The 21,559-nt window shown below is 65.6% G+C and carries 20 protein-coding genes; 12 read left to right on the plus strand and 8 right to left on the minus strand.

Annotated features, from left to right (window positions below; translation table 11 throughout):
* Positions 1 to 56: 56 nt before the first annotated feature.
* From HX613_RS11370 to HX613_RS11380, 3 genes are all read left to right on the plus strand, one after another.
* The gene (locus HX613_RS11370; protein ID WP_235345424.1) at positions 57 to 638 is read left to right on the plus strand and encodes a dihydrofolate reductase family protein; all 582 of its coding nucleotides are present in this window, start codon (positions 57 to 59) and stop codon (positions 636 to 638) included.
* 300 nt (positions 639 to 938) lie between these two features.
* Positions 939 to 1,769 carry an ABC transporter ATP-binding protein gene (locus HX613_RS11375; protein ID WP_235345425.1) on the plus strand — a complete coding sequence of 277 codons (831 nt, stop codon included), beginning with the start codon at positions 939 to 941 and terminating at the stop codon, positions 1,767 to 1,769.
* A 56-nt stretch (positions 1,770 to 1,825) separates the two neighbouring features.
* Positions 1,826 to 2,005, plus strand: coding sequence for a hypothetical protein (locus tag HX613_RS11380; RefSeq protein WP_235345426.1), 180 nt, complete (start codon positions 1,826 to 1,828; stop codon positions 2,003 to 2,005).
* A gap of 72 nt (positions 2,006 to 2,077) precedes the next feature.
* Here the strand turns inward: HX613_RS11380 and HX613_RS11385 are convergent, their stop codons facing one another.
* Positions 2,078 to 3,088 carry a threonine/serine dehydratase gene (locus HX613_RS11385; RefSeq protein ID WP_235345427.1) on the minus strand — a complete coding sequence of 337 codons (1,011 nt, stop codon included), beginning with the start codon at positions 3,086 to 3,088 and terminating at the stop codon, positions 2,078 to 2,080.
* Positions 3,089 to 3,226: 138 nt separating this feature from the next.
* On the minus strand, positions 3,227 to 4,579 hold the full coding sequence (locus HX613_RS11390) for an MFS transporter (protein ID WP_235345428.1): 1,353 nt from the start codon (positions 4,577 to 4,579) through the stop codon (positions 3,227 to 3,229).
* 325 nt (positions 4,580 to 4,904) lie between these two features.
* Between HX613_RS11390 and paaZ the strand changes: the two genes are divergently transcribed.
* Positions 4,905 to 6,941, plus strand: a complete 2,037-nt coding sequence (gene paaZ / locus HX613_RS11395; RefSeq protein WP_235345429.1) for a phenylacetic acid degradation bifunctional protein PaaZ — start codon at positions 4,905 to 4,907, stop codon at positions 6,939 to 6,941.
* A gap of 166 nt (positions 6,942 to 7,107) precedes the next feature.
* On the opposite strand, the gene HX613_RS11400 is transcribed toward paaZ, so the two are convergent.
* From HX613_RS11400 to HX613_RS11410, 3 genes are read right to left on the minus strand one after another with little or no spacing between them, the layout of a single operon-like run.
* Entirely contained in the window at positions 7,108 to 8,019 is a 912-nt protein-coding gene (locus tag HX613_RS11400) for a diacylglycerol/lipid kinase family protein (protein ID WP_235345430.1), read from the minus strand.
* Positions 8,016 to 9,668, minus strand: a complete 1,653-nt coding sequence (locus HX613_RS11405) for an FAD-binding oxidoreductase (protein ID WP_235345431.1) — start codon at positions 9,666 to 9,668, stop codon at positions 8,016 to 8,018. Before HX613_RS11405 ends, HX613_RS11400 begins: the two co-directional genes overlap by 4 nt.
* A 5-nt stretch (positions 9,669 to 9,673) precedes the next feature.
* Positions 9,674 to 11,239, minus strand: a complete 1,566-nt coding sequence (locus HX613_RS11410) for a glycerol-3-phosphate dehydrogenase/oxidase (RefSeq protein WP_235345432.1) — start codon at positions 11,237 to 11,239, stop codon at positions 9,674 to 9,676.
* 67 nt (positions 11,240 to 11,306) lie between these two features.
* Between HX613_RS11410 and HX613_RS11415 the strand changes: the two genes are divergently transcribed.
* From HX613_RS11415 to HX613_RS11425, 3 genes are all read left to right on the plus strand, one after another.
* Positions 11,307 to 11,936, plus strand: coding sequence for a TetR/AcrR family transcriptional regulator (locus tag HX613_RS11415; protein ID WP_235345433.1), 630 nt, complete (start codon positions 11,307 to 11,309; stop codon positions 11,934 to 11,936).
* Positions 11,937 to 12,033: 97 nt separating this feature from the next.
* A complete protein-coding gene (locus tag HX613_RS22675; RefSeq protein ID WP_235345434.1) occupies positions 12,034 to 13,479 on the plus strand; it encodes a glucose-6-phosphate dehydrogenase in 1,446 nt (481 codons plus the stop codon).
* Positions 13,476 to 14,318 carry an SMP-30/gluconolactonase/LRE family protein gene (locus tag HX613_RS11425; protein ID WP_235345435.1) on the plus strand — a complete coding sequence of 281 codons (843 nt, stop codon included), beginning with the start codon at positions 13,476 to 13,478 and terminating at the stop codon, positions 14,316 to 14,318. Before HX613_RS22675 ends, HX613_RS11425 begins: the two co-directional genes overlap by 4 nt.
* A gap of 26 nt (positions 14,319 to 14,344) precedes the next feature.
* Here the strand turns inward: HX613_RS11425 and HX613_RS11430 are convergent, their stop codons facing one another.
* The 3 genes from HX613_RS11430 to paaI all read right to left on the minus strand — a co-directional run bounded on the left by HX613_RS11430 (position 14,345) and on the right by paaI (position 16,983).
* Entirely contained in the window at positions 14,345 to 15,055 is a 711-nt protein-coding gene (locus HX613_RS11430; RefSeq protein ID WP_235345436.1) for a TetR/AcrR family transcriptional regulator, read from the minus strand.
* A 69-nt stretch (positions 15,056 to 15,124) separates the two neighbouring features.
* Positions 15,125 to 16,420, minus strand: a complete 1,296-nt coding sequence (gene paaK / locus HX613_RS11435; protein WP_235345437.1) for a phenylacetate--CoA ligase PaaK — start codon at positions 16,418 to 16,420, stop codon at positions 15,125 to 15,127.
* A gap of 65 nt (positions 16,421 to 16,485) precedes the next feature.
* Positions 16,486 to 16,983: a hydroxyphenylacetyl-CoA thioesterase PaaI gene (paaI, locus tag HX613_RS11440; RefSeq protein ID WP_235345438.1), complete on the minus strand. Its 498-nt coding sequence runs from the start codon at positions 16,981 to 16,983 to the stop codon at positions 16,486 to 16,488.
* A 528-nt stretch (positions 16,984 to 17,511) separates the two neighbouring features.
* On the opposite strand from paaI, the gene paaA reads away from it, so the two are divergent.
* From paaA to paaE, 5 genes are read left to right on the plus strand one after another with little or no spacing between them, the layout of a single operon-like run.
* The gene (gene paaA / locus HX613_RS11445) at positions 17,512 to 18,528 is read left to right on the plus strand and encodes a 1,2-phenylacetyl-CoA epoxidase subunit PaaA (protein WP_235345439.1); all 1,017 of its coding nucleotides are present in this window, start codon (positions 17,512 to 17,514) and stop codon (positions 18,526 to 18,528) included.
* Positions 18,525 to 18,860, plus strand: a complete 336-nt coding sequence (gene paaB / locus HX613_RS11450) for a 1,2-phenylacetyl-CoA epoxidase subunit PaaB (RefSeq protein ID WP_235345440.1) — start codon at positions 18,525 to 18,527, stop codon at positions 18,858 to 18,860. Before paaA ends, paaB begins: the two co-directional genes overlap by 4 nt.
* Positions 18,861 to 18,873: 13 nt before the next feature.
* Complete coding sequence (paaC, locus tag HX613_RS11455) at positions 18,874 to 19,842, plus strand: 1,2-phenylacetyl-CoA epoxidase subunit PaaC (protein WP_235345441.1); 969 nt, start codon at positions 18,874 to 18,876, stop codon at positions 19,840 to 19,842.
* Positions 19,836 to 20,426 carry a 1,2-phenylacetyl-CoA epoxidase subunit PaaD gene (paaD, locus tag HX613_RS11460; protein ID WP_268826801.1) on the plus strand — a complete coding sequence of 197 codons (591 nt, stop codon included), beginning with the start codon at positions 19,836 to 19,838 and terminating at the stop codon, positions 20,424 to 20,426. Before paaC ends, paaD begins: the two co-directional genes overlap by 7 nt.
* A 1-nt stretch (position 20,427) precedes the next feature.
* Positions 20,428 to 21,546 (plus strand): 1,2-phenylacetyl-CoA epoxidase subunit PaaE, encoded by a 1,119-nt coding sequence (paaE, locus tag HX613_RS11465; RefSeq protein WP_235345442.1) that lies wholly within the window; start codon positions 20,428 to 20,430, stop codon positions 21,544 to 21,546.
* Positions 21,547 to 21,559: the final 13 nt, after the last annotated feature.

A 21,559-nucleotide genomic window follows, 5' to 3' on the forward strand; every position in this document is an offset into this window, starting at 1 on the left:
ACTGTCTGGGGAGGGCGCACACTGAAGGCACCGCATCCGCTCTGGGAGGAGCAATCATGAGTGCCACATACACCTTCGATGTGTTCTCGAGCCTCGACGGGTTCGCCTCGGTCAGTCCCGACGGTGATTGGGGAGGCTACTGGGGCAAGCAGGGACCTGAACTCCTCGACCACCGACTCGAGCTCTACAGCGGACCCAAGCGGCTCGTCCTCGGCGCAACGACGTTCCGCGAGTTCGCCGCCATGCTCGCAAACGCCGAGGACTTTCCTGATGTTCTCGATCCCTGGGTCAGTGCAATGCGCAATCTGCCGACAACCGTCGTCTCAACCTCGCTGAGCGGACCGCTCGACTGGCCGCATGCCACCGTGGCAGACGGTGATGCGCTCGAGGTGGTGGCACAGATGAAAGAGGAGTCTGATGTGCCGATTCGTTCGCACGGAAGTCTGTCTATGAATCGTGCGCTGATGGGCGCCGGCCTCGTCGACCGGCTGCAGGTGACGATCTATCCGGTGATCACCGGACGCACCGGAACCCAGCCGATCTTCGCCGGATCGCAGGACTTCGATCTCGAACTCCTTGACCGCACGTCGCTGGGAGGCGGCGTCGAGGAGCTCGTCTACCGGCCGACGCTGCACTGACCACGGGCACCGTGGACACCGACAGCGGCGCACCGTGGACACCGACAGCGGCGCACCGTGGACACCGACAGCGGCGCACCGTGGACACCAACAGCGGCGCACCGTGGCTCCAACAGCGGCGCATCGTGGGCGCTGGACTCGGACCCGCGGTGGACTGCTGCAGCCGAGCTATCCATGATGTGGAACATCGTCCTGCCCGGGAACGCCCACCTCAGCGAGCGATCGACCTAGAATCGGATCGGCCCCAACTGGGAGCCGGCCACGACTGGCGCAGGTGGTTCCTGCTGCAGCGACGCGATCATGACGAGGAAAGTGAGTGTGGACAAGGTGGGCGCGACGGTCCTTGAACTCAGCGATGTGACCTTCCGACGCGGTGAGACGAAGATCCTCCACGGCATCGATCTGACGATCGGGCAAGGCGAGCATTGGGTCCTCATCGGCCCCAACGGAGCCGGGAAGTCGACGATTCTCAGCTTCGCCTCGGCGCAGGTCTTCCCGACCTCCGGAACGGTCGACATCCTCGGGCAGCGCATGGGGCGAGTCGAGCTCCAGGCTCTGCGCCGCCACATCGGACACGTCAATCCGCGCCACCCTCTGCGCTCGAATCTGTCCGTGCGCGAGGTCGTCCTCACCGGCCTGACCGGCACGATCGAACGGCCGCTCAGATGGGAGCCCATGCCCGATGAGATCGCCAAGGCCGATGACCTCATCGCCGAGGTGGGGCTGAGCGCCCGTGCGGACGCGGGTTGGAAAGTGCTGTCCCAGGGGGAGCGGGGACGTGCACTGGTCGCCCGGTCCCTCATCGCCGAGCCCCAGCTCCTCCTCTTCGACGAACCGACCACCGGCCTCGACGTGGCCGCCCGCGAACAGCTGCTGGAGACCATCGATTCGCTGTCCGTGACCTCGCCGGAGCTCACGACGCTGCTGGTGACCCACCATCTCGAGGAGATCCCGGAGTCCACGTCCCACGCGATGCTGATCTCCCACGGGCGGCTCACCGCTGCAGGTGAGATCGCCGAGGTGCTCAGCACCGACCAGGTCAGCGCGGCCTTCGAGCACCCGATCGACGTCGGTTTCGCCGACGGACGCTGGTCGGCTCGGGCGATCCGGCAACGAGCCGTTGCTGTGTGAGCTGCTCCGTGTCTTGCGTCGTTGCGCGCTCACACCGCGCCGCCTAATCTTGAGACATGAAGATGAGTACCGTATGGAGCATCGTCGGCGCGATCATCGCGATCATCATCGCGTGGTGGGTCGTCAACGTCGCGTTCTCAATCGCGTGGTTCCTCGTCAAAGCGATCATCGCCGTCGTCGTCGCGGCCGCCATCTTCGCGCTGATCAAACAGGCCCTCCGGTCCAAGGACAAGTAGGGCCAGCACTGACTGACTAGGAGCGCCGGTGCGCCTGAAATGGCGCGCCCGTGCACATGGCTAGCAGACTCTTCAGAGATCGCCGAGGCTGGTGTTCGCCCCGCACAGAACGATGCAGACCTTCTCATCGGCTGCCGGAACATAGCTTCCGGAGTCGTCGGAACCGTGGATTCCCGCCAGCGCCGTTGCCGCCGCATGCTCGACTGCCAGGCGGTGTTCGCCCCACAGATGCCGGCGTGCGGAGATGATCTGTTCGTCATCGACCAGCACCGAGGTGACCAGGTCGTTCTGCGCCGCCGCGACAGCCAGGGGAGTGGCCCGCCTGGCGCCCAGCGAATCTGCGGCCACCGAATCGACCGGGACGTCGACAGGATTCCCCGCCTCCAAAGCCGCATTCAGCGCCCGACAGCTCTTCGGCTCCACAGCGACGGTGCGCACCCCGTGGAACGTGGCGGCCGTGGCCACACCCGCGAACAGGCCGCCCCCGCCGACGGAGACGACGACCGTGTCGAGGTCGGGGATCTGCGAGAGGATCTCGGTCATCATCGTGCCGGCACCGGCGGCGATGAGCGGATGGTCATAGGCATGTGAGGCCAAGGCACCGGATGACTCGACGAATTCCTCGCAGGCCAGGGCCGCCTCGGCAAATTCCGATCCGCTCAGACGCACCTCGGCACCGTAGCTGCGCAGGCGCTCGACCTTGACCGCGGGAGCATCGGCAGGCAGGAACACGGCCGCTGGAACCCCGGCGTCCCGCGCAGCCCAGGCGCAGGCCAGACCCGCGTTGCCGCCCGAGGCGATCGTGACTCCAGCCTCGGGGAACGTACCCTGGGCCAGATGGGCCTGGATGAAGTTCTGCGCCCCGCGGGCCTTGAAGGTGCCCGTGTACTGCATGAATTCCAAAGCGAAGTGCACGCCCGAACCAGTCGGGTCGCTGCTCGGCGGGGCACTCCACGTCGCGGCCGTGGGAGTCGGAGCTGCAGGCGCATTCCCGGGCTGAGCGGAGGCCACCGTGACCGGTCGTACCCGTCCGGAGATCCTGGCGGCGGCTGCTTCGATATCGGGATAGGACAACTGCGTCATCGGTGTCTCCTCGAATTGTGCACTCTCAGTTGTTGAGAATGGACAGGTTGATCACCTTTGATGCAACGAGCCAGTCTGCAGACTGGCCTGCTGCACCAAAAGTGATCGGTTCCGACTCCACCCTACGGGCATGCGCGTTCAGTTCGTGAGCTTGACGACGCCCAGAGGCGCGCCCTTGGGCTCCTTGACCAGGCTGACGGCGACCAGCGAGATGATGCAGACGATGATCATGTAGGCCGCGATCGACAGTGATGAGTCCGTGCGTGCCAGCAGGGTCTCGGCGATCGTCGGGGCAAAGGCGCCGCCGAGGATCGCGCCCAGGGCGTAGCCGATGGACACGCCGGAGTAGCGGACCTGCGGTGGGAACATCTCCGCATACATCGCCGACATCGGACCATAGGACAGGCCCATGCCGACGGTAAGGATGAAGATGCCGATGCCGTACATCCAAATGTTGGCCTGATCGATCATGATGAACGTCGGTACCAGCCACAGAATGAGGAGGATGTAGCCGATCTGGAAGGTGCGCACGCGACCCAGCTTGTCCGACAGCGCCCCGCCCCACATGGTGAAGACCAGCCAGCCGAAGCTGGCCAAGGTGGTGGCCAAGAGGACGGGAGCTCGGTCGAGGCCGACGCTGCCGCCTTGGTCCAGTGGCCGGGAGGCGTAGGCGGCGAAGAACGCGATGATCATGTAGCCCACGGCGTTGTTGCCGATGAAGATGAGGGCGGAGAGGACGACTTCCTTCGTGTTCTTCCGAAACAGTGTCGACAGCGGAGCCGAGGACTCGGCCCGGCGTTCGGCGAGTTCCGTGAAGACGGGGGACTCCTCGACTTGGCGGCGAATGTAGTAGCCGACAAGGACGAGGACGACGGAGAACAGGAACGGGATTCTCCAGCCGAAGCTCGCGAACTGTTCGGGGGTGAGCACGGTGGTGAGGATCCAGATAACGCCGGTGGCGAGGATCATGCCCACGGGCACACCGATCTGCGGGTAGGCACCGAAGAGCCCGCGCTTATTCACCGGCGCGTGCTCGACCGAGAGCAGTGCGGCACCGCCCCATTCGCCGCCGGCAGAGAAGCCCTGCAGGATCCGCAGCAGCGTCAGCAGGATGGGTGCTCCGATTCCGATGGCCGCATAGTTCGGCAGCAGCCCGATGAGCGAGGTCGCGGCACCCATGAGGATGAGCGTGAGGACGAGCATCTTCTTGCGTCCGATGCGGTCGCCGAGGTGGCCGGCGATGATCGCGCCCAGTGGCCTGAACAGGAAGGAGATCCCGAGAGAGGCCCAGGCCATGATCTGCCCGAGCGCCGGGTTGTCCGACGCCAGGGGCCCGAAGTACTGGACCGAGAGGATGAGCCCCGCGGCCTGTGCGTAGATGAAGAAGTCATACCACTCGATGGTGGTGCCGACGAGCGTTCCGGCCAGAACCTTGCGTTCCTCGCGAGTGATCGAGGCGGGAGCTGCGGCCGCGGGTGAAGATGTGGACATGAGAGAACTTTCCCTGGGTGATGTGCCGGGTTGTGCGCTGCGAAGCGGCGGTCCTCGACTCTGAGTGATCGCCGACGCTTCCGCGCGAGTGACTGAATGGTCAGTAATTGTTCTCGATCATAGTGCAGGTGGTGATCGGTGTCACTTGCCCATCTCGCACCCTGCCTGTGTGAGCGGCGGCAGGGGCGGGTGGAGGTGACTGGGCGGGTCAGGCGAAGACGGCCACGCAATGACAATAACCGACCGATTGGTTAGTATTACAGTCAGGAATCGGCAGCGGTGCCGACGTCGGCCGCCGTGCAATCGTTGAACAGGGAGAGCAGACATGACCGAAATTCTCAGTTCGTATGTGGCAGGCGACTGGCACACCCCCAGTGGGAGCACTGACGGCACCCGAGCCGTCCACGACGCGACCAACGGGCAGCTGACCCACCATGTCTCCTCTGCGGGCGTCGACTTCGCCGCCGTCGACGAGTACGCACGGAGCACAGGGGTCGCCGAACTGCAGAAGCTGACCTTCCACCAGCGTGGCGTCATCCTCAAGAAGCTCGGCGCCTACCTCATGGAACGCGCGAAGAACTACCACGAGATCTCCTTCTCCACAGGAACCACCAAGCGCGACGGATTCGTCGACATCGAAGGCGGCATCGGCACTCTCTTCACCTACTCCGGCGTCGCCCGTCGCCAGATGCCCAACTCCACCGTCCACCTCGACGGAGGAATCGAGCGCCTGTCGAAGAACGGCACCTTCGTCGGCCGCCATATCCTGACCTCCCGGCAGGGCTTGGCAGTCCAGATCAACGCCTTCAACTTCCCCGTCTGGGGCATGCTCGAGAAGTTCGGCCCCATGTTCACAGCCGGTGTCCCCGTCATCGTCAAACCCGCCACCGACACCGCCCACCTGACCCGTGCAGTGGTGGCCGACATGATCGAATCCGGTCTGCTGCCGGCCGGTTCCATCCAGCTCATCGCCGGTGACGTCACCCCGCTCTTCGACCATCTGGCCGAACAGGATGCGATCGCCTTCACCGGGTCCGCGACTACGGCGAAGCACCTCGGCGGCCTGGACTGCGTGCGCGATCGCGGCACGCGCTTCTTCGCCGAGGCGGATTCCCTGAACTTCTCCCTGCTCGGCCCCGATGCCGGACCGGGTACCGAGGAATTCGACCTCTTCGTCTCCGGCGTCGTCGCCGAGATGACGATCAAGGCCGGCCAGAAGTGCACGGCGATCCGCCGCGCCTTCATCCCCGAACAGCACAAAGAGGCCGTCGCCGAGGCGCTCATCGCAAAGCTGGAGACTCAGGGCGTCGGCGACCCACGTGAGAAGTCCACCCGGTTGGGGCCGGTCGTGTCTGACAAGCAGCGGACCGACGTTCTCGATGCCATCGATGAGATCACCTCGGCGGGGGCGCATGTCCTCACCGGTGGTCGCGAGGACTCTGATGAACTGGCGAAGAACCTCGGCGGGGCCTACGTCGCGGCCACCGTGCTCCAGGCCGACGACCCCTGGGTCGACGCCGTCCACGATATCGAGGCCTTCGGTCCGGTGACCTCGCTCATCACCTATTCCTCCACCGAGGAGGCTGTGCGTTTGGCCGCTCGCGGGCGCGGTTCCCTGGTCGGCTCAGTCGTCACCCACGATGCTGAGTTCGCCACCGAATTCGTCCGCCAGGTCGCGCCCTGGCACGGACGCATCCTCGTCCTCGACCGCGATGATGCCGAAGAATCGACCGGGCACGGCTCGCCGCTGCCCACCCTCATCCACGGCGGTCCCGGACGCGCCGGCGGCGGCGAGGAGATGGGCGGACTGCGCGGTGTCGAGCACTTCATGCAGCGCACCGCGATCCAGGCCTCCCCGGACATGCTCACCGCCATCGGCGGCGAATGGGTCGCCGGAGCGCAGCGCCGTACCGGAGTGCACCCGTTCACGAAAACCCTGTCCGATCTGCGCGTGGGTGACGCCCTCGAATCCGAGTGGCGTGAAGTCACTCTCGAAGACATCGCACACTTCGCAGAGTTCACCGGTGACACCTTCTACGCCCACACCGATGAGGAGGCTGCGGCCGCAAACCCGTTCTTCCCGGGACGAGTGGCGCACGGCTACCTCATCGTGTCCTTCGCCGCAGGCCTCTTCGTCCAGCCGGACCCCGGCCCAGTCCTCGCGAACTACGGCCTCGAGGGACTGACCTTCATCACACCGGTCTCACCAGGAGATTCGCTCAAGGTCACGCTGACAGCCAAGCGCATCACTCCGCGCGAGACCGACGAGTACGGCGAGGTCCGCTGGGACGCCGCGATCGTCAACCAGAACGACGAGCCCGTCGCGAACTACGACGTGCTCACGCTCGTCGCGAAGGAGTAGAGTCCGCCCAAGTTGCGCGTTCGGACCCGAGTTCCACAGTCGGACGCCAACGGTTGGTACCTTCGTGTCGAAACTTTGCGGAGTATCGAGACGGTAGTGACAACCGTTTGTGCTGGTTTCGCACCGCCACAGCCGGAACCCCCGCGTCGTCGGCAGCGGTGATCGACTATTTCGCGTGTTCTGCCAAGACTCGGACCTTCAGCGACTCAGGCCGAATCGTGACCCGCGCCGGGGTGTGCGCTATCGCATCACCATCGGCGTGGATCTCGACCGGCTCTGCGCCCTCGGGTGTGGCGATGTGGATCTCGCGGGCATGACTGAAGTGAATGTTCGGGTGGCTGCTGTGGCGTCCCAGGGTGAATGGCACCAGCTCCGCGCCCAGCTTCGGCAGAAACGTGTCCTTGAGCAGGACCACATCGATGAGACCGTCGTCGAGTTCGGCCTCGGGTGAGAGTTTCAGGCCGCCTCCGTAACGACCGGAATTGGCGAAGCCGGCTGACAGACCACGGAATTCGAGGCGTTCACCATCGACGGTGAGCTCCAGCTCGATCCGCCTGGGTTGCATGATCGCCCGTGCCACCCCGTAGAGATACACCCAGTGGCCCTTGATGCGCCGGACCTTGTTGGCGTAGTTGTGGACAGCGGTGTCCAGGCCGAGACTGACATTGCCGACGCAGATCTGGCCATCGAGGTCGAGGACGTCGATCGAGCGGTCGTGACCGCCGGCGATGATCGCAGCGGCCTCAGCGATGTCCTTGGGGATGCCGACCTTGCCGATGAAGTCGTTGCCGCGACCGCCGGCGATGATGCCCAAGGAGGTTGTCGACCCCACCAGGCCGGCCGCGACCGAGCGGACCATCCCGTCGCCGCCGAGGGAGACGACGACGGGCTCGTTTCGGGCTGCGAACTCGGCGGCGAGGTCGGTCGCATTCTGCTCGCTGGTGCTCTCGATCAGCACGGCCTCCAGACCGTTGGCCGCGAAGGCGCTCTGCAGCGGGCCGATCCGCTTCGCGACGGCGCCGTTGCGTGCCGCCGGGTTGAGGATGACCGGGACGGGTGTCAGTGACGCGCTGCTCACAGTGTCCTCGGCCCATTCATGAGCTTCCCGGGGTTCATGATTCCGACCGGGTCGACCTCGCCCTTTGCCGCACGCAGCATGCGCATCCACAGTTCACCGTGCTCCTTCGGGAGCCAGGGGGCATGGTCCGCGCCGGCCGAATGGTGGTGAGTGATCGTTCCGCCGCCTGCGACTATGGCGTTGCTGGCCGCGGTCTTCAGCGCCTTCCACTGCTCCATCTCCCGTCCCTCCTGCTGCTGGGCGAAGACCGTGTAGTAGAGCGAGCAGCCAGCGGTGTAGAGATGCGATACGTGGCAGAGCACGAATGCAGGGGTCCCGCGATCGGCCATCGCCTCCTCGATATCGGACTTGATCGTGTCGTGCAGCTCCTCGATGGTGCTCCAGGGTGCGGAGGTCTCCATAGTCTCGACCACGACGCCCCCAGTCAGCAGCTGGTCACGCAGATACGGTGTCGAGAAGCGGTGCTTCTCCCACATGGTCTCCGGGGAACCGCCGATGCTCACGCCCTTGTGCTTCCTGGCGATCGTGCGTCCGGCGGCCCGCCGCGCCCTGACGTCGGCCTTGTGCCCGTCGTAGCGCAGAACCAGCAGGCACGGGGTCGTGACTTTCCGTGCCCGCAGATAGGTCAGGAGGCCCCTGCGCTGAGTGTCGCTGCCGAGCTGCGCCAGACCGAAGGCGGTCTCATTGACGTCGGAGAGTCGTGCGATGTCTGGCCGCAGACCGTTCTGCTCAAGCTCGCGCAGGGCGACCGCGCCCGAGTGGAAGTCGGGGAAGAACCAGGCGTCGGGCAGTGCCTCCTCGGGCAGGCGTTTGATGCGCAGCGTGGCCTGCGTGATGATGCCCAGCGTGCCCTCGGAGCCGACGAACATCTGGCGCGGGTTGGGCCCGGCCGCCGAGGCTGGAGACGTTCGCAGCTCGACCGGACCGCTCGGAGTGGAGCAGCGCAGACCGAAGACGTTCTCGTCGACCCGTCCGTATCCGGTCGACTGCTGTCCGGCCGACCGTGTGGCCACCCAGCCGCCGACGGTGCTGAACTCGAACGACTGCGGGTAGTGTCCGAGGGTGAAGCCTACAGCCTGCAGCTTCTTCTCCAGGTCCGGTCCGAAGACACCGGCCTGAGCGGTCACCGTGAGTGACTCCTCGTCGAGGTCGAGGATCTCATCGAGACGGGCCAGGCTGATGCACACACAGCTGCTGAAGTCGCGGCGGAAGGCATCGAGGCCGGCGACGACGCTGGTTCCTCCGCCGAAGGGAACGACCGCGATGCGATCTTGCTGGCAGATGGCCAGCAGCTCATCGACCTCGGCGTCCGAACTCGGGTAGAGGACGACGTCGGGAGCGAAGGGCACCTCTCCGCTGCGCAGTCGGATCAGGTCGGGCACACTGCGCCCGGCGGCGTGAGAGACACGTGTGGCGTGGTCGCCGCGGACGAATTCGGCACCCAGCAGCTGCTCGAAGCGGGCACGCGAGCTCTCCGGAAGGACGACCTCGGGCAAGGACACGGCCTCGAGGTCGACCGGCGGACGGTTGACGCCCCTGGGCCAGCCGCACGTCTTCGTCAGCATCTTCTTGGCACCGGGTTTGACCGGACCGTCGTTGCCGTCCTCGCCCCAACCCCACCAGCGCATGCGCGGTTGTGTGTTGTCCATGTGGGTCAGCCTTCTTCCTGTGTGTATGGGTTCTCGATCAGTTCCGGAGCATGCTTGCGCACGGCAACGGCCAGGTCCTCACGGTCGGCGTCGACGAGGCCCCAGCGGGTGCGGCGGTCGACCACGTCGTCAACGGTCACGGCGAGTTCGTGCTCGACGGCGAAGCGTATCTCCGCACCGCTCAAGGGAATTCCCGCCCTCACCGATTCATTCAGCTCGGGATCGTCGGCACCATATGCTGCGACCGTGGCCGCGTCGGTGCCGTAGCGCTGGACCAGGTGCTCCGAGAGTCCGGGTTCCGGGGTTCCGGCACCGACGAGGCTGAGCGAAGTGGTGAGGCACGGCCCTGCCGTCAGCTCGCCCGCCTTGACCACCTCGTCGACGGCGTCTTCGGCCATCCGACGGTATCCCGTGAGCTTGCCGCCGACGATCGTGAGGACGTCGTTGTGTGGGTCGCGCAGCAATGCGTGCTTGCGTGAGAGGTCTGCGCTGGCGTCGCCCTTGCTCTTGAGCAGCGGCCGGAAGCCGGCGTAGCTGCCCACTACGTCCTCCGGCGTGAGGGGCTTCTCCAGCACGGCGTTGATGATCTTCAGCAGAAATGTGCGCTCGTCCTCGTCCGGTCGGGCCCGATTCGGGATCGGTCCGGAGTGCGGGTCATCGGTGAGGCCGATCATGACGAGTCCGTCGGGCCACGGCACTGCGAAGACGAACCGACCGAAGTGGCCGGGCACGGGCGCTGTGACAGCTGCGGACGGGCGGCCGATGCTCTCGGCCCTGACCAACAGGTGCGAACCCTTGCTCGGGGCGAGCTCGACATCGTCTGACAGGGTGTCGGCCCAGACGCCGGCGGCATTGACGACCTGCTTGGCCCGGATCGTATGGCGGTCGCCGGTGAGCTCATCGGTGAACTGAACCTGTCCCGGTTCGATACTGGTGGCGGAGGCGTAGGTGAGGATGCGCGCCCCGTGGGACGCTGCGGTGCGGGCGATGGCGACGACCAGACGGGCATCGTCGACGAGCTGTCCGTCCCAGCTGAGCAGTCCGCCGCGCAATCCGGACTTGGCGGTGGCGGGCGCCAGCTGATTGACGTCGGCGGTGGATATCCGGCTGGGGTGCGGAAGCAGCGATTTGGGTGTCTTCGCGAACATCCGCAGGACGTCTCCAGCGAGGAAGCCGGTGCCGGTCAGGGCCGCGTCGAAGCGGCTGACGCCGCTGTGCAGCGGAAAGACCATCTGCATCGGGCGGATGAGGTGGGGCGCAATCCGACTCATCAGGTGGTCGCGTTCGACTGCTGACTCCCACGCGATCGGGAAGTCGAGTTTGGCCAAGTAGCGCAGACCCCCGTGGGCGAGCTTCGAGCTCCAACTGCTGGTGCCCGAGGCGAGGTCCCTGCGTTCGATGAGGACGACGCTGAGTCCACGGGCCGCCGCGTCGAGGGCGACGCCGACACCGGTGAACCCGCCGCCGATGACGGCGAGATCGACGGGTTCGTCCCCGGCGACTGCCTCGGCGAGGTCTTGGGTGCGTCGTGCGACATTGAGCGCGGCGTGGCCTGAAGAGCTGGATTTCATCAGCGACCTTTCTGGTACGAGTTCGTACCAGTTTGCATTTGCGGTCCGATGTTGTCAAGATCACACTGTGACTGATCAGGGACGTCCGTATGCCGGTGCCAGCCGCGAAGAGCGCCAGAGCGCCCGCCGCGAGCAGGTCATCGCTGCCGGAATCTCACTCTTCGGCACCGTGGGCTATCGAGCCACGACGGTCGGGGCGATCTGCGATTCTGCGGGACTCAACAAGCGCTACTTCTACGAATCGTTCGCCACCTTGGAGGACCTCCTCTGCGAGGTCTACGGGAGGGTGGTCGCCGATCTGCGCGCCTCGGTCCTCGCCGGTGGCGGTGATGATGCTGCCGCGGTGCTGCGCGGATTCATATCAGGCTTCCTGACCTGGGCGCAGTCCAACCCGGTGATGGCCAGAGTCCATCTGTTCGAAGTCCTCGGGGTCAGTCCGCGCGTCGACGAACTGTACCGCCGGCACGGTCGAGCGATCGGCGACGAGCTGTCGAGCCGCCTGTCGGAGTCGATCGTCGGTCCTCGACTCACCGCGGGCCAGCAGCGTGTCATGGGCAACGCGCTCGTCGGGGCCGGTCTGCAGATCGTCGTCGACTGGGTCATCAGCGACTATCAGCCGCCGCGCGAGAAGTTGCTCGATGAGATGGACGCGACGCTGGGGTGGATCCTGGTCGCCGGCTTGGCGGCGCTCGGCTGAGGAGTGACGTCTGCACCGACGCGGTAGCGTGGACCATGTCCCTCGGTGATGGGCTTGGCCATGCCGAAGACCTGAAGCCCGTCGACAGGAGAGCACAGTGAACGCCAACCTCATCATCTTCGGAGCCACCGGTGACCTGGCGGGACGGTTCCTGCTGCCGGCTCTGGCGGAGCTCGCCGCCGTCGATGCGCTGCCACAGGACTTCTCACTCATGGCTTCGGCCACTCGGGACATGAGCGACGAAGACTACCGCGACCATGCCGAGGAGAAGCTGAACGAGCACGGTGCCGAACACCCGGAGACTGCTCGCAGCAGGATCCTCGACCGCACGGGGTACAGGAGCGCCGACGTCACCGACCCTGCCGATATGGCCGACCTCATCGCAGCAACCGGCAATTCGACGGCAGGCGGCGGAGAGAAATCCCCGGTGACCGTCTACCTCGCACTGCCCACCGGGCTCATGCCCGATGCGCTGCGAGCCCTGGCCGCAGCGGACCTTCCGGCAGGCAGTCGGATAGCGATGGAGAAGCCCTTCGGAGCGGACCTCAACGGTGCCGGAGAACTGGACGACCTCCTCGGCGAGCTCTTCGGTGACGATGCCGCGGAGATCATCTTCAACGTCGACCACGCGCTCGGGATGGCTCCGCTGCAGGCAATGCTGCCGCTGCGGTTCTCCAATCCGCTGCCCGAGGCCGTGTGGAACGGTGAGCATATCGACGAGTTCCGGGTGCTGTGGGAGGAATCGATCGCGCTTGAGGGTCGCGCTCGCTTCTACGACAGCACGGGGGCGCTCAAGGACGTCCTGCAGAATCACCTGATGCAGGTGCTCACGATGAGTGCCATGGAGCGGCCCGAAGGAATCGAATCGGGGTGGCCGAGCGCCGCCGCTCTGCGAGCTCGCAAGACCGAGCTCCTGTCCGCCGTTCGGCCGCTGTCCGACGACGATGTCCTGACCTCGACCCGCCGAGCCCGCTACACCGCCGGGACACTCGCGAACGATCCGGAGGCCGCAGGGAAGACGGTGTCCGACTACATCGACGAGGACGGTGTCGATGGGAAACGCGATACCGAGACCTTCGCCGAGGTGGTCCTGTACATCGATTCGCCCCGCTGGGAGGGCACTCGGTTCCGTCTGCGTACGGGAAAGGCGATCGCCCGCGCACGCAAGGGCATCGAGATCCTCTTCCGCCCCGTCGGTGCCGCACAGCAGGGTGCGCGCTTGTGGGTCGGTCTCGACGGACCCTTCGATGTCGAGCTCGCTCTCAATACGAGCAGCTCCCGGGACCGGCAGGCGACGATGAGTCTGATCGGTGACCAGCCGAGGCCTGCATTCTCCCCATACGGACACGTGCTCAAGAACGTTCTCGAAGGAGAGTCGGATCTGTCCGCCGGACCGGAAGAGTCGACCCTGGCCTGGCAGATCCTCACCCCGGTTCTCAAAGCGTGGGAGGCGGGATCTGTGCCGATGGAGGACTATCGGGCAGGCAGCCTCGGACCCGACGAGGGACTGCCGTCAGCCGCAGAGAAGGAGGAGCGCTCATGAGAGCCGAGCAGATCACCGATCCCCTCGCCTATCACGGCGAAGGCCCGGCATGGTCACCGTCATGGGGCGGTCTGCGCTGGGTCGACATGCTCGCCGGTGACATCCTGACGCTGCGTGATGACCGGGTCGACCGCAGACATGTCACCGAGGTCGTCGCAGCCCTCCGCCCTCGCCGAGGCGGTGGCGCGGTCATCGGAATCGAGCGCGGATTCGCCCTCGAGGACCCGGATGGGCACATCACCGCCCTGCCCGAGGTGTGGACCCAGTCGGACATCCGCATGAACGAGGGCGGCTGTGATCCGCAGGGAAACTTCTGGTGCGGATCGATGGCCTACGACCAGAGCCCAGGTGCGGCCTCGCTCTATCGGCTCAGCCCCGAGGGGCGCGTCGAAGTCATGCTCGAGGGCGTGACCATATCCAACGGCCTCGAATGGAGTCCCGACGGTTCGCTGACCTACTACAACGACACACCTACGGGCCAGATTGCCGTCTTCGACTTCGATCCCGATGGGGGATTGCGCAACCGTCGGGCCCTCGTCGAACTCCCCGACGGCGGACGTCCAGATGGGCTCACCGTCGACAGCGAAGGCTGCGTGTGGGTGGCTGTGGTCAACAGGGGAGCGGTTCACCGCTACCGACCCGACGGCACCCTGGACGGAACCGTCGAGGTCGGCGCCGGCAAAGTCACTGCCTGCGCCTTCGGTGGAGACAACCTCGATCGGCTCTTCATCACCACGTCGCAGGAGAACGTGGACACCGCGGCAGATCCGTTGGCGGGTGCCCTGTTCGTCGCCGAGGTGGGCGTGACCGGAATGCCGCTGCGCGAGTTCGCGGGCTAGGGGCTGCGGCCGCGGGATAGGGGCTGTCAGGCCTCGAGGCCGTTGAAGGCCATCGAGGTGACGGCGTCGGCGATGGTTTCAGGGTCGACGGGGTAGCTGGGGCGATACCACTCGGTGATGGAGTTGACCATGCCGAAGAGCAGACGGGTGATCAGGCCCGGGGTGAAGTCCGAGCGCAGGCCGCCGTCCTCGATCGCCGCGGCGACGAGGATGCGTATCTTGTCGTCGATCTTCCGGCGCTGCTCGAGGGCTTCGCGCTCGACGTCCGAATTTCCGCGCACTCGCAGCAGCAGGGTCACGGAGTGGTGGTATTCGATGAGGATGACGACGCTGGCGTGAACGGCGGCACGCAGGCGCTCGAGCGCGGTGAGGCCGGTGCGCTGGCGTTCGTCCTCGACCGCGGAGTCCAGGGCGCTGATGCCGCGGTTGATCGCCAGGTGCAGCAGCTCTTCCTTCGACTTCACGTGATGGTAGATCGCTGACTTGGTGATCCCGAGTTCGCGCGCCACGGTGTCCATGGACGTGCCGTCATAGCCGCGCGAGACGAAGACCTCGGTGGCCTTGTTGATCAGGGTCTCCCGGTCATAGCCGGGCCGCCCACGACGCGTGCGCTTGGGTGCTGCAGTCTCGGACCCAGCCCCCGCCTCGGCGCCGGTGGGCTCCGTCTGTGCGTCCACGGCAGCATCGACTCCTGACTCAAGGTCAGGTGTCGGCGCAGGTGAAGTCGTTTTCGGCATGCGCACCAGTCTAACCAGCCCGGACCGCGGCTGCCGCGTACAGCACCGCAGCCCACCGCCCGCGGACGATCACCTGAGACCTTCGCGGCGGTCGATGATGCGCTTGAGCTTGCCGACCGAACGGGGCAGTTCGCCCGGTTGGAGCACCGATACGGTCGAGGAGACGCCGAGGCGCTCCTTGATCCGCGCGGCGACCAGGCCGTTCAGACCGTCGAGTTCGACGGCTCCGACGCCTTCGCGGGACTCGACCTCGACGGTGACCTCGTCCATGCGACCGGGACGGGTGAGCACCAGCTGGAAGTGGGGGCTGAGGTGTTCGAACTCAAAGAGCACTGATTCGACGTTGGCCGGGTAGACGTTGACGCCGCGGATGATGATGAGGTCATCTGAGCGGCCGGTGATGCGCGAGATGCGACGGAAGTTCGGGTTCGCGGTGCCCGGCAGAAGGCTCGCCAGATCATGCGTGCGGTAGCGGATGATCGGCAGCGCCTCCTTCGTCAGCGAGGTGAAGACCAGTTCGCCCTCCTCGCCGTCGGGCAGGGCCTCGCCGGTGTAGGGATCGACGATCTCCGGGTAGAAGTGGTCCTCCCAGATCGTCGGGCCGTCCTTGGTCACTGCGGATTCGCATGCCACGCCGGGGCCCATAACCTCGGACAGTCCATAGATGTCGACGGCATTGACGTTGAAGGACTTCTCGATCTCCTTGCGCATCTCGTCAGTCCACGGTTCGGCGCCGCAGATCGCGGTCTTCAGGCTCGTCGACGTGGGGTCAATGCCCTGCTTGTGGAACTCGTCGAGGATTGTCAGCAGGTAGGTTGGGGTCGCCGTGATGATGTCGGGCTTGAAGTCCTGGATCAGTTGCACCTGGCGCTGAGTCTGCCCACCGGAGATCGGGATGACGGTGAACCCGTGCCGCTCCGCACCATGGACTCCCAGCCCACCGGTGAACAGGCCGTAGCCGTAGGCGTTGTGCATCATCTGCCCGCGCTTGCCGCCTGCGCCGAGGATGGAACGAGCGATGAGACTGCCCCATTTGTCGAGGTCACCCAGCGTGTAACCGACGACGGTCGGCAGCCCTGTCGTGCCCGAGGACGCGTGGATGCGTGCGACGTCTTCGCGCGGAACGGCGAACATTCCGAACGGGTAGTTGTCGCGCAGGTCCTGCTTGTTCGTGAACGGCAGCTTCGCAATGTCGTCGAGGCTGGTGATGTCCGCCGGTGTGACGCCGAGCTCGTCGAAGGCCTGCCGGTAGAACGGTACCTTCTCATAGACCTTCGTAACGGTGGACTTGAGGTTGGCGAGCTGATCGGCCCGCAGCTCGTCGAGGCTCATGCGCTGGCCGGCGTCGAGATCGTTGGCAGTCATCGTTGTCTCCTTGGTCAATCCTGTTGTGCTTTGCAATTCGTGAGGCGCCGAGGTGGGGCGTCGGATCAGGTGGACGCGGGCTTCTGCGGGGGCAGGGTGCGGGAGCGGCCGCGGTAGGTCGCCACGATCTCGTCTCCGCGAGTGACTTCGATGTCGTAGATGCCTGAGCGGCCCTGTCTGACGATCTCTTTGCCGCGGGCGATGAGTTCGTCGCCCACGTAGGTGGGTTTGAGGAAGTCGATGTCCCCGCCCGAGGCGACCGTGGTGGAGCCGGGATAGTTGCAGGCCATCGCAAAGGTGGTGTCGGCGAAGAGGAAGATATAGCCGCCGTGGGTGATCTCGTGCCCATTGGCCATGATGTCGGTGATCGTCATCGAGCACTGTGCCCAGCCGGGGCCGTGATCATCGACGGTGATGCCCAGATGCTGGGAGGCACGATCGTTGGCGAACATCGCCGCAGCACCGGTCAGCGGTTCGCTGTCCGTGCCCGGTTCGCCGTTCGCGCTGTCCGCAGACGCCGCCGTGCGAGCGGTTGTCGTTGCCTCGGGACTGGGCTCTCCCATGTCAGGCTCCTCTTCGAGTCGCTGATTGCTGTGGCGATCACTTGCCGGGCAGTGGTGAGCGCATGTGGACGATGGCTGTCAGCAGCCCGAAGCTCCCGGTCGCGGCACCTTCGAAGAATAAACGACCATCTGGTCAATAAATATCGTTGTGATCGGCGTCGCTGTCAAGTCGGACCACGGTATCCCGTCGCCTGCGGCCCGGTGGTGGCATGTCAGTCTGGCCTCGCCGCGGACCGCGCGTTGCACCGAGATTCGGGGGCGCGCGGGAGTGTCTCGGGGCAGCGTCCGGTTCTCGGTGAGGCCGCTGCGAGGCGAGGCGAGTCTCGACGCGCGGCCCGAGTGCCGATGGGTCATCCGCGGCCCGGCGACGACCTGGTGCTGTGCGTTGCACCTCGGCGTGCGGTGTGCCACACTGATAGTGAACAATACAGAACAAATGGTCAGTAAATGGTTTCGCCGGTGCGTCGGACATACGATGGGCGGACCGAACGCAGAAGCCGGAAGGGCACATCCAAGGGTGGAGTGGTCATGACAACGCAGATCAATGAGAATCAGTTCGACGCGACGGAGCTTGAAGCGCAGTTCGCGGCGACGATCGAGTCCAAGGATCGGATCGAGCCGCGTGACTGGATGCCGGAGAAGTACCGCAAGACTCTCGTGCGTCAGGTGGCTCAGCACGCGCACTCGGAGATCATCGGCATGCAGCCCGAAGGCAACTGGATCTCCCGCGCGCCTTCGCTGCGACGCAAGGCGATCCTGCTGGCGAAGGTCCAGGACGAGGCTGGTCACGGTCTCTACCTGTACTCCGCCGCCGAGACCCTTGGTGCGACTCGCAACGAGCTCACCGAGAAGCTCATCGCCGGCAAGCAGAAATACTCCTCGATCTTCAACTACCCGACGCTGGCCTACACCGACGTCGGCACGATCGGCTGGCTCGTCGACGGCGCCGCGATCTGCAACCAGGTGCCCCTGTGCCGAACCTCCTTCGGCCCCTACGGTCGTGCGATGATCCGCGTCTGCAAGGAAGAGTCCTTCCACCAGCGCCAGGGCTACGAACTGCTGATGACCATGATGCGCGGCACCGAAGAGCAGCGAGCCTCGGTCCAGGAATCGGTCAATCGCTTCTGGTGGCCCTCGCTCATGATGTTCGGCCCGCCCGATGACGACTCCCCGAACACCGAGCAGTCGATGGAGTGGGGCATCAAGACCCACACCAACGACGAGCTGCGCCAGAAGTTCGTCGACATGTCCGTCCCGCAGGCCGAGGCCCTGGGCGTGACCTTCCCCGATGAGGGCCTGAAGTGGAACGAGGAACGCGGCCACTACGACTTCTCGACCCCGGACTGGGACGAGTTCTGGGCCGTCGTCAAGGGCAACGGCCCGTGCAACGAACAGCGTGTGGCCCACCGCAAGCGCGCATGGGACGAGGGAGCCTGGGTGCGTGAAGCCGCGCTCGCCTTCGCCGAGAACACCGCCGCGGACGCAGCTGACACTGACACCACCGCTGACACCACGAACACCACCGCCCAGGAGGCCGCCAAATGAGCGCAGAGACCAGCCCCGGATCCGCCGCGGCAGGCAAGACACCAGCGACTCGCGGCGAATGGCCCCTCTACGAGGTCTTCGTGCGCGGCAAGCGCGGACTCAACCACGTCCACGTCGGATCGCTGCATGCAGCTGATGACCAGATGGCGATCCACCATGCCCGCGACGTCTACACCCGCCGCAATGAAGGCGTGAGCCTGTGGGTTGTCCGCTCCTCGTCGATCACGGCCTCGAGCCCCGACGAGAAGGACCCCATGTTCGCCCCCAGCGGTGACAAGGTCTACCGCCACCCCACCTTCTACGACATCCCCGACGATGTCCCCCACATGTGAGGAGGGCCTGACGATGACCAACGAACCCTCCATCCACGTCGACCACGACGAAGCCGGAGCCAACATCGAGCACGGCGACCACGAAAACGCCTATTCGGGGCTGCTCGTCAATGATGCGCACTGGGCCTTCGGCACAGACTTCGAAGATCCCCTGGCCGGAGTCGACACCACCGTCCCCTCCGGCGTCGACCCGAAGGATCTCGCGGCCTACTGCCTCATGCTCGGCGACGATGCTCTCGTCTTCTCCCAGCGGACCTCCGAATGGTGCTCCAGCGCGCCCGACCTCGAAGAGGACATCGCGCTGGCCAATATCGCCCTGGACCTGCTGGGCCAGTCCCGGCTCCTGCTCGCCCGGAGCGCAGCCGCAGATCCGAGCCTCGTGCCGCAGCTGCCCGAGGGCTCACCGGTGCCTGACGAGGACCGTCTCGCGTTCTTCCGAGAGGACCTGGCGTTCCGCAACGTCCGCCTGGCCGAGGTCCCCAACGGCGATTTCGCCGAGGCGGTCGCGAAGATCCTCATCTACTCCACCTGGCGCCTCGCGATCTTCGAACGACTCCAGTCCAGCAGGGACTCCGTGCTCTCGGCCATCGCCGTCAAGGGAGTCAAGGAGATGTCCTACCACCGTGACTTCGCCGGCCGCTGGGTCCTCACGCTTGCCCGCGGCACCGAGGAATCCAAGACTCGACTGCTCACCGCACTCGAGGGACTCTGGCCGCTGTGGGACGAACTCTTCGAGACCCACCCTGTCGAAGCCTCGGTGGCGGCTGCCGGAATCGGGGTCGATCCCGCCGAGGTGGCCGATGAGGCAGGCGTCATCCTCGACCAGGTCTTGGCCGCAGCCGGCATCGAGCGCCCCGTTCGGGGCGCGCTGGCCGGAGTGCGAGGCCAGAAGGGCCGCGACGGACTGCACACCGAAGCACTGTCGAAGATGCTCGCCGACATGCAGGTCGTCGCCCGCCAATACCCGGAAGGACAATGGTGACCGCAACACTTCAGACCCCCGCGTCCACCGTCCGCGGAGACAATGACGACCACCGCACGCAGGTGCCCGCGTCCGAGAACCGCACCGCAGAGGCGCTCGATCGTGCCCGGGCCGCCGCAGCTCGCGTCACGGACCCGGAGATGCCGATGCTCACGCTCGTCGACCTCGGCGTGCTCCGCGATGTCGCGATCGAAGACGGACGCGTCGTCACGACCATCACCCCCACCTACTCGGGATGCCCGGCGATGGCGACGATGCGCGATGATCTGCAGCGCGAACTCCAGGACGCAGGTTTCGAAGGCGCCGAGGTGCGGGTGTCCCTGACACCGGCCTGGACCAGTGATTGGATCACCGAAGAAGGACGGAAGGCCCTGAAGGGTGCTGGCATCTCCCCGCCCGGGCAGGCACCTCGGCACACGGGACCTGTGGCTCTGACCCTGATGCCCACGAAGCGCGCCCTGAGCTGCACTTTGTGCGGATCGGCCAATGTGAAGCTGTCCTCGGAATTCGGTCCCACGGCGTGCAAGGCGATGTACCAGTGCCTCGACTGCCTCGAACCGTTCGAACACGTGAAAGAGATCTGAGATGACCGAGACGATCAATCAGAGCGCCGAGCCGACTGAGCCGACCGTTTCAGGTGCGGGCGCCCCCAGGTCGAGCTTCTACCCGCTGACCGTGAAGTCCGTCGACCACCTCACCGAAGACTCGGCGGCAGTGACCTTCGACGTCCCGGCCGAGTACGCGGAGCTCTTCGACTTCGCCGCAGGGCAGTCCCTGACTCTGCGCCGGATGATCGACGGTGCCGAGCACCGCCGCTCCTACTCCATCTGCGCCCCGGCCGGAACGGACCCGCGCATCGGTGTCCGTGAGATCCCCGACGGGCTCTTCTCCAAATGGCTCGTCCGTGACGTCCGCCCTGGTGAGACCATCGAGGTCCAGCCACCGAGCGGTAGCTTCCAGGCCGACCCTGACCTCGGCGGACGGCACCTGTGCATCGCCGCAGGTTCGGGCATCACCCCGATGCTCTCGATCGCCACGACCGTGTTGTCCAACCCCGAGGCTTCGGTGACGATGCTCTACGGCAACCGCACCACGAATACCGTGATGTTCGCCGAGGAGCTCGCCGACCTCAAGGACTCCCGCAACCAGCAGCTCGACCTCATCCACATCCTCTCCCGCGAACCCCGGGAGGTCGAACTCTTCTCCGGCAGACTTGATGAGGAGAAGCTGCGCGCGCTGCTGACGAACCTGGTGCCCATCGGCGATATGGACCACGTGTGGCTGTGCGGTCCCTTCGGCATGCTCAGCGATGCTCGGGCCGTGCTCGCCGAATTCGGTGTGCCCAAGGACAAGATCCACTTCGAACTCTTCTACGTCGACGAACCGCCACCAGAGGTCGTCCACGCGGACAAGGTCGTCGAGGGCGCCACCAGCGACGTCACGATCGTCCTCGACGGACGACGGACCACCTCGGCGATGTCGCAGGGCCAGACGATCCTCGACTCCGCACAGGAATCGCGCTCGGATCTCCCCTTTGCCTGCAAGGGCGGAGTCTGCGGTACCTGCCGGGCCAAGGTCTGCGGCGGCGAGGTCGACATGGTGCGCAACTATGCCCTTGAAGACGCCGAGGTGGAGGCGAACTTCGTCCTCACCTGCCAGACCTTCCCCGTCAGCGACGAGGTCACGGTCGACTACGACTCGTGAATGAAGTTGCGCG

Source organism: Brevibacterium sp. UCMA 11754 (assembly GCF_021532275.1).
Lineage (GTDB): Bacteria > Actinomycetota > Actinomycetes > Actinomycetales > Brevibacteriaceae > Brevibacterium.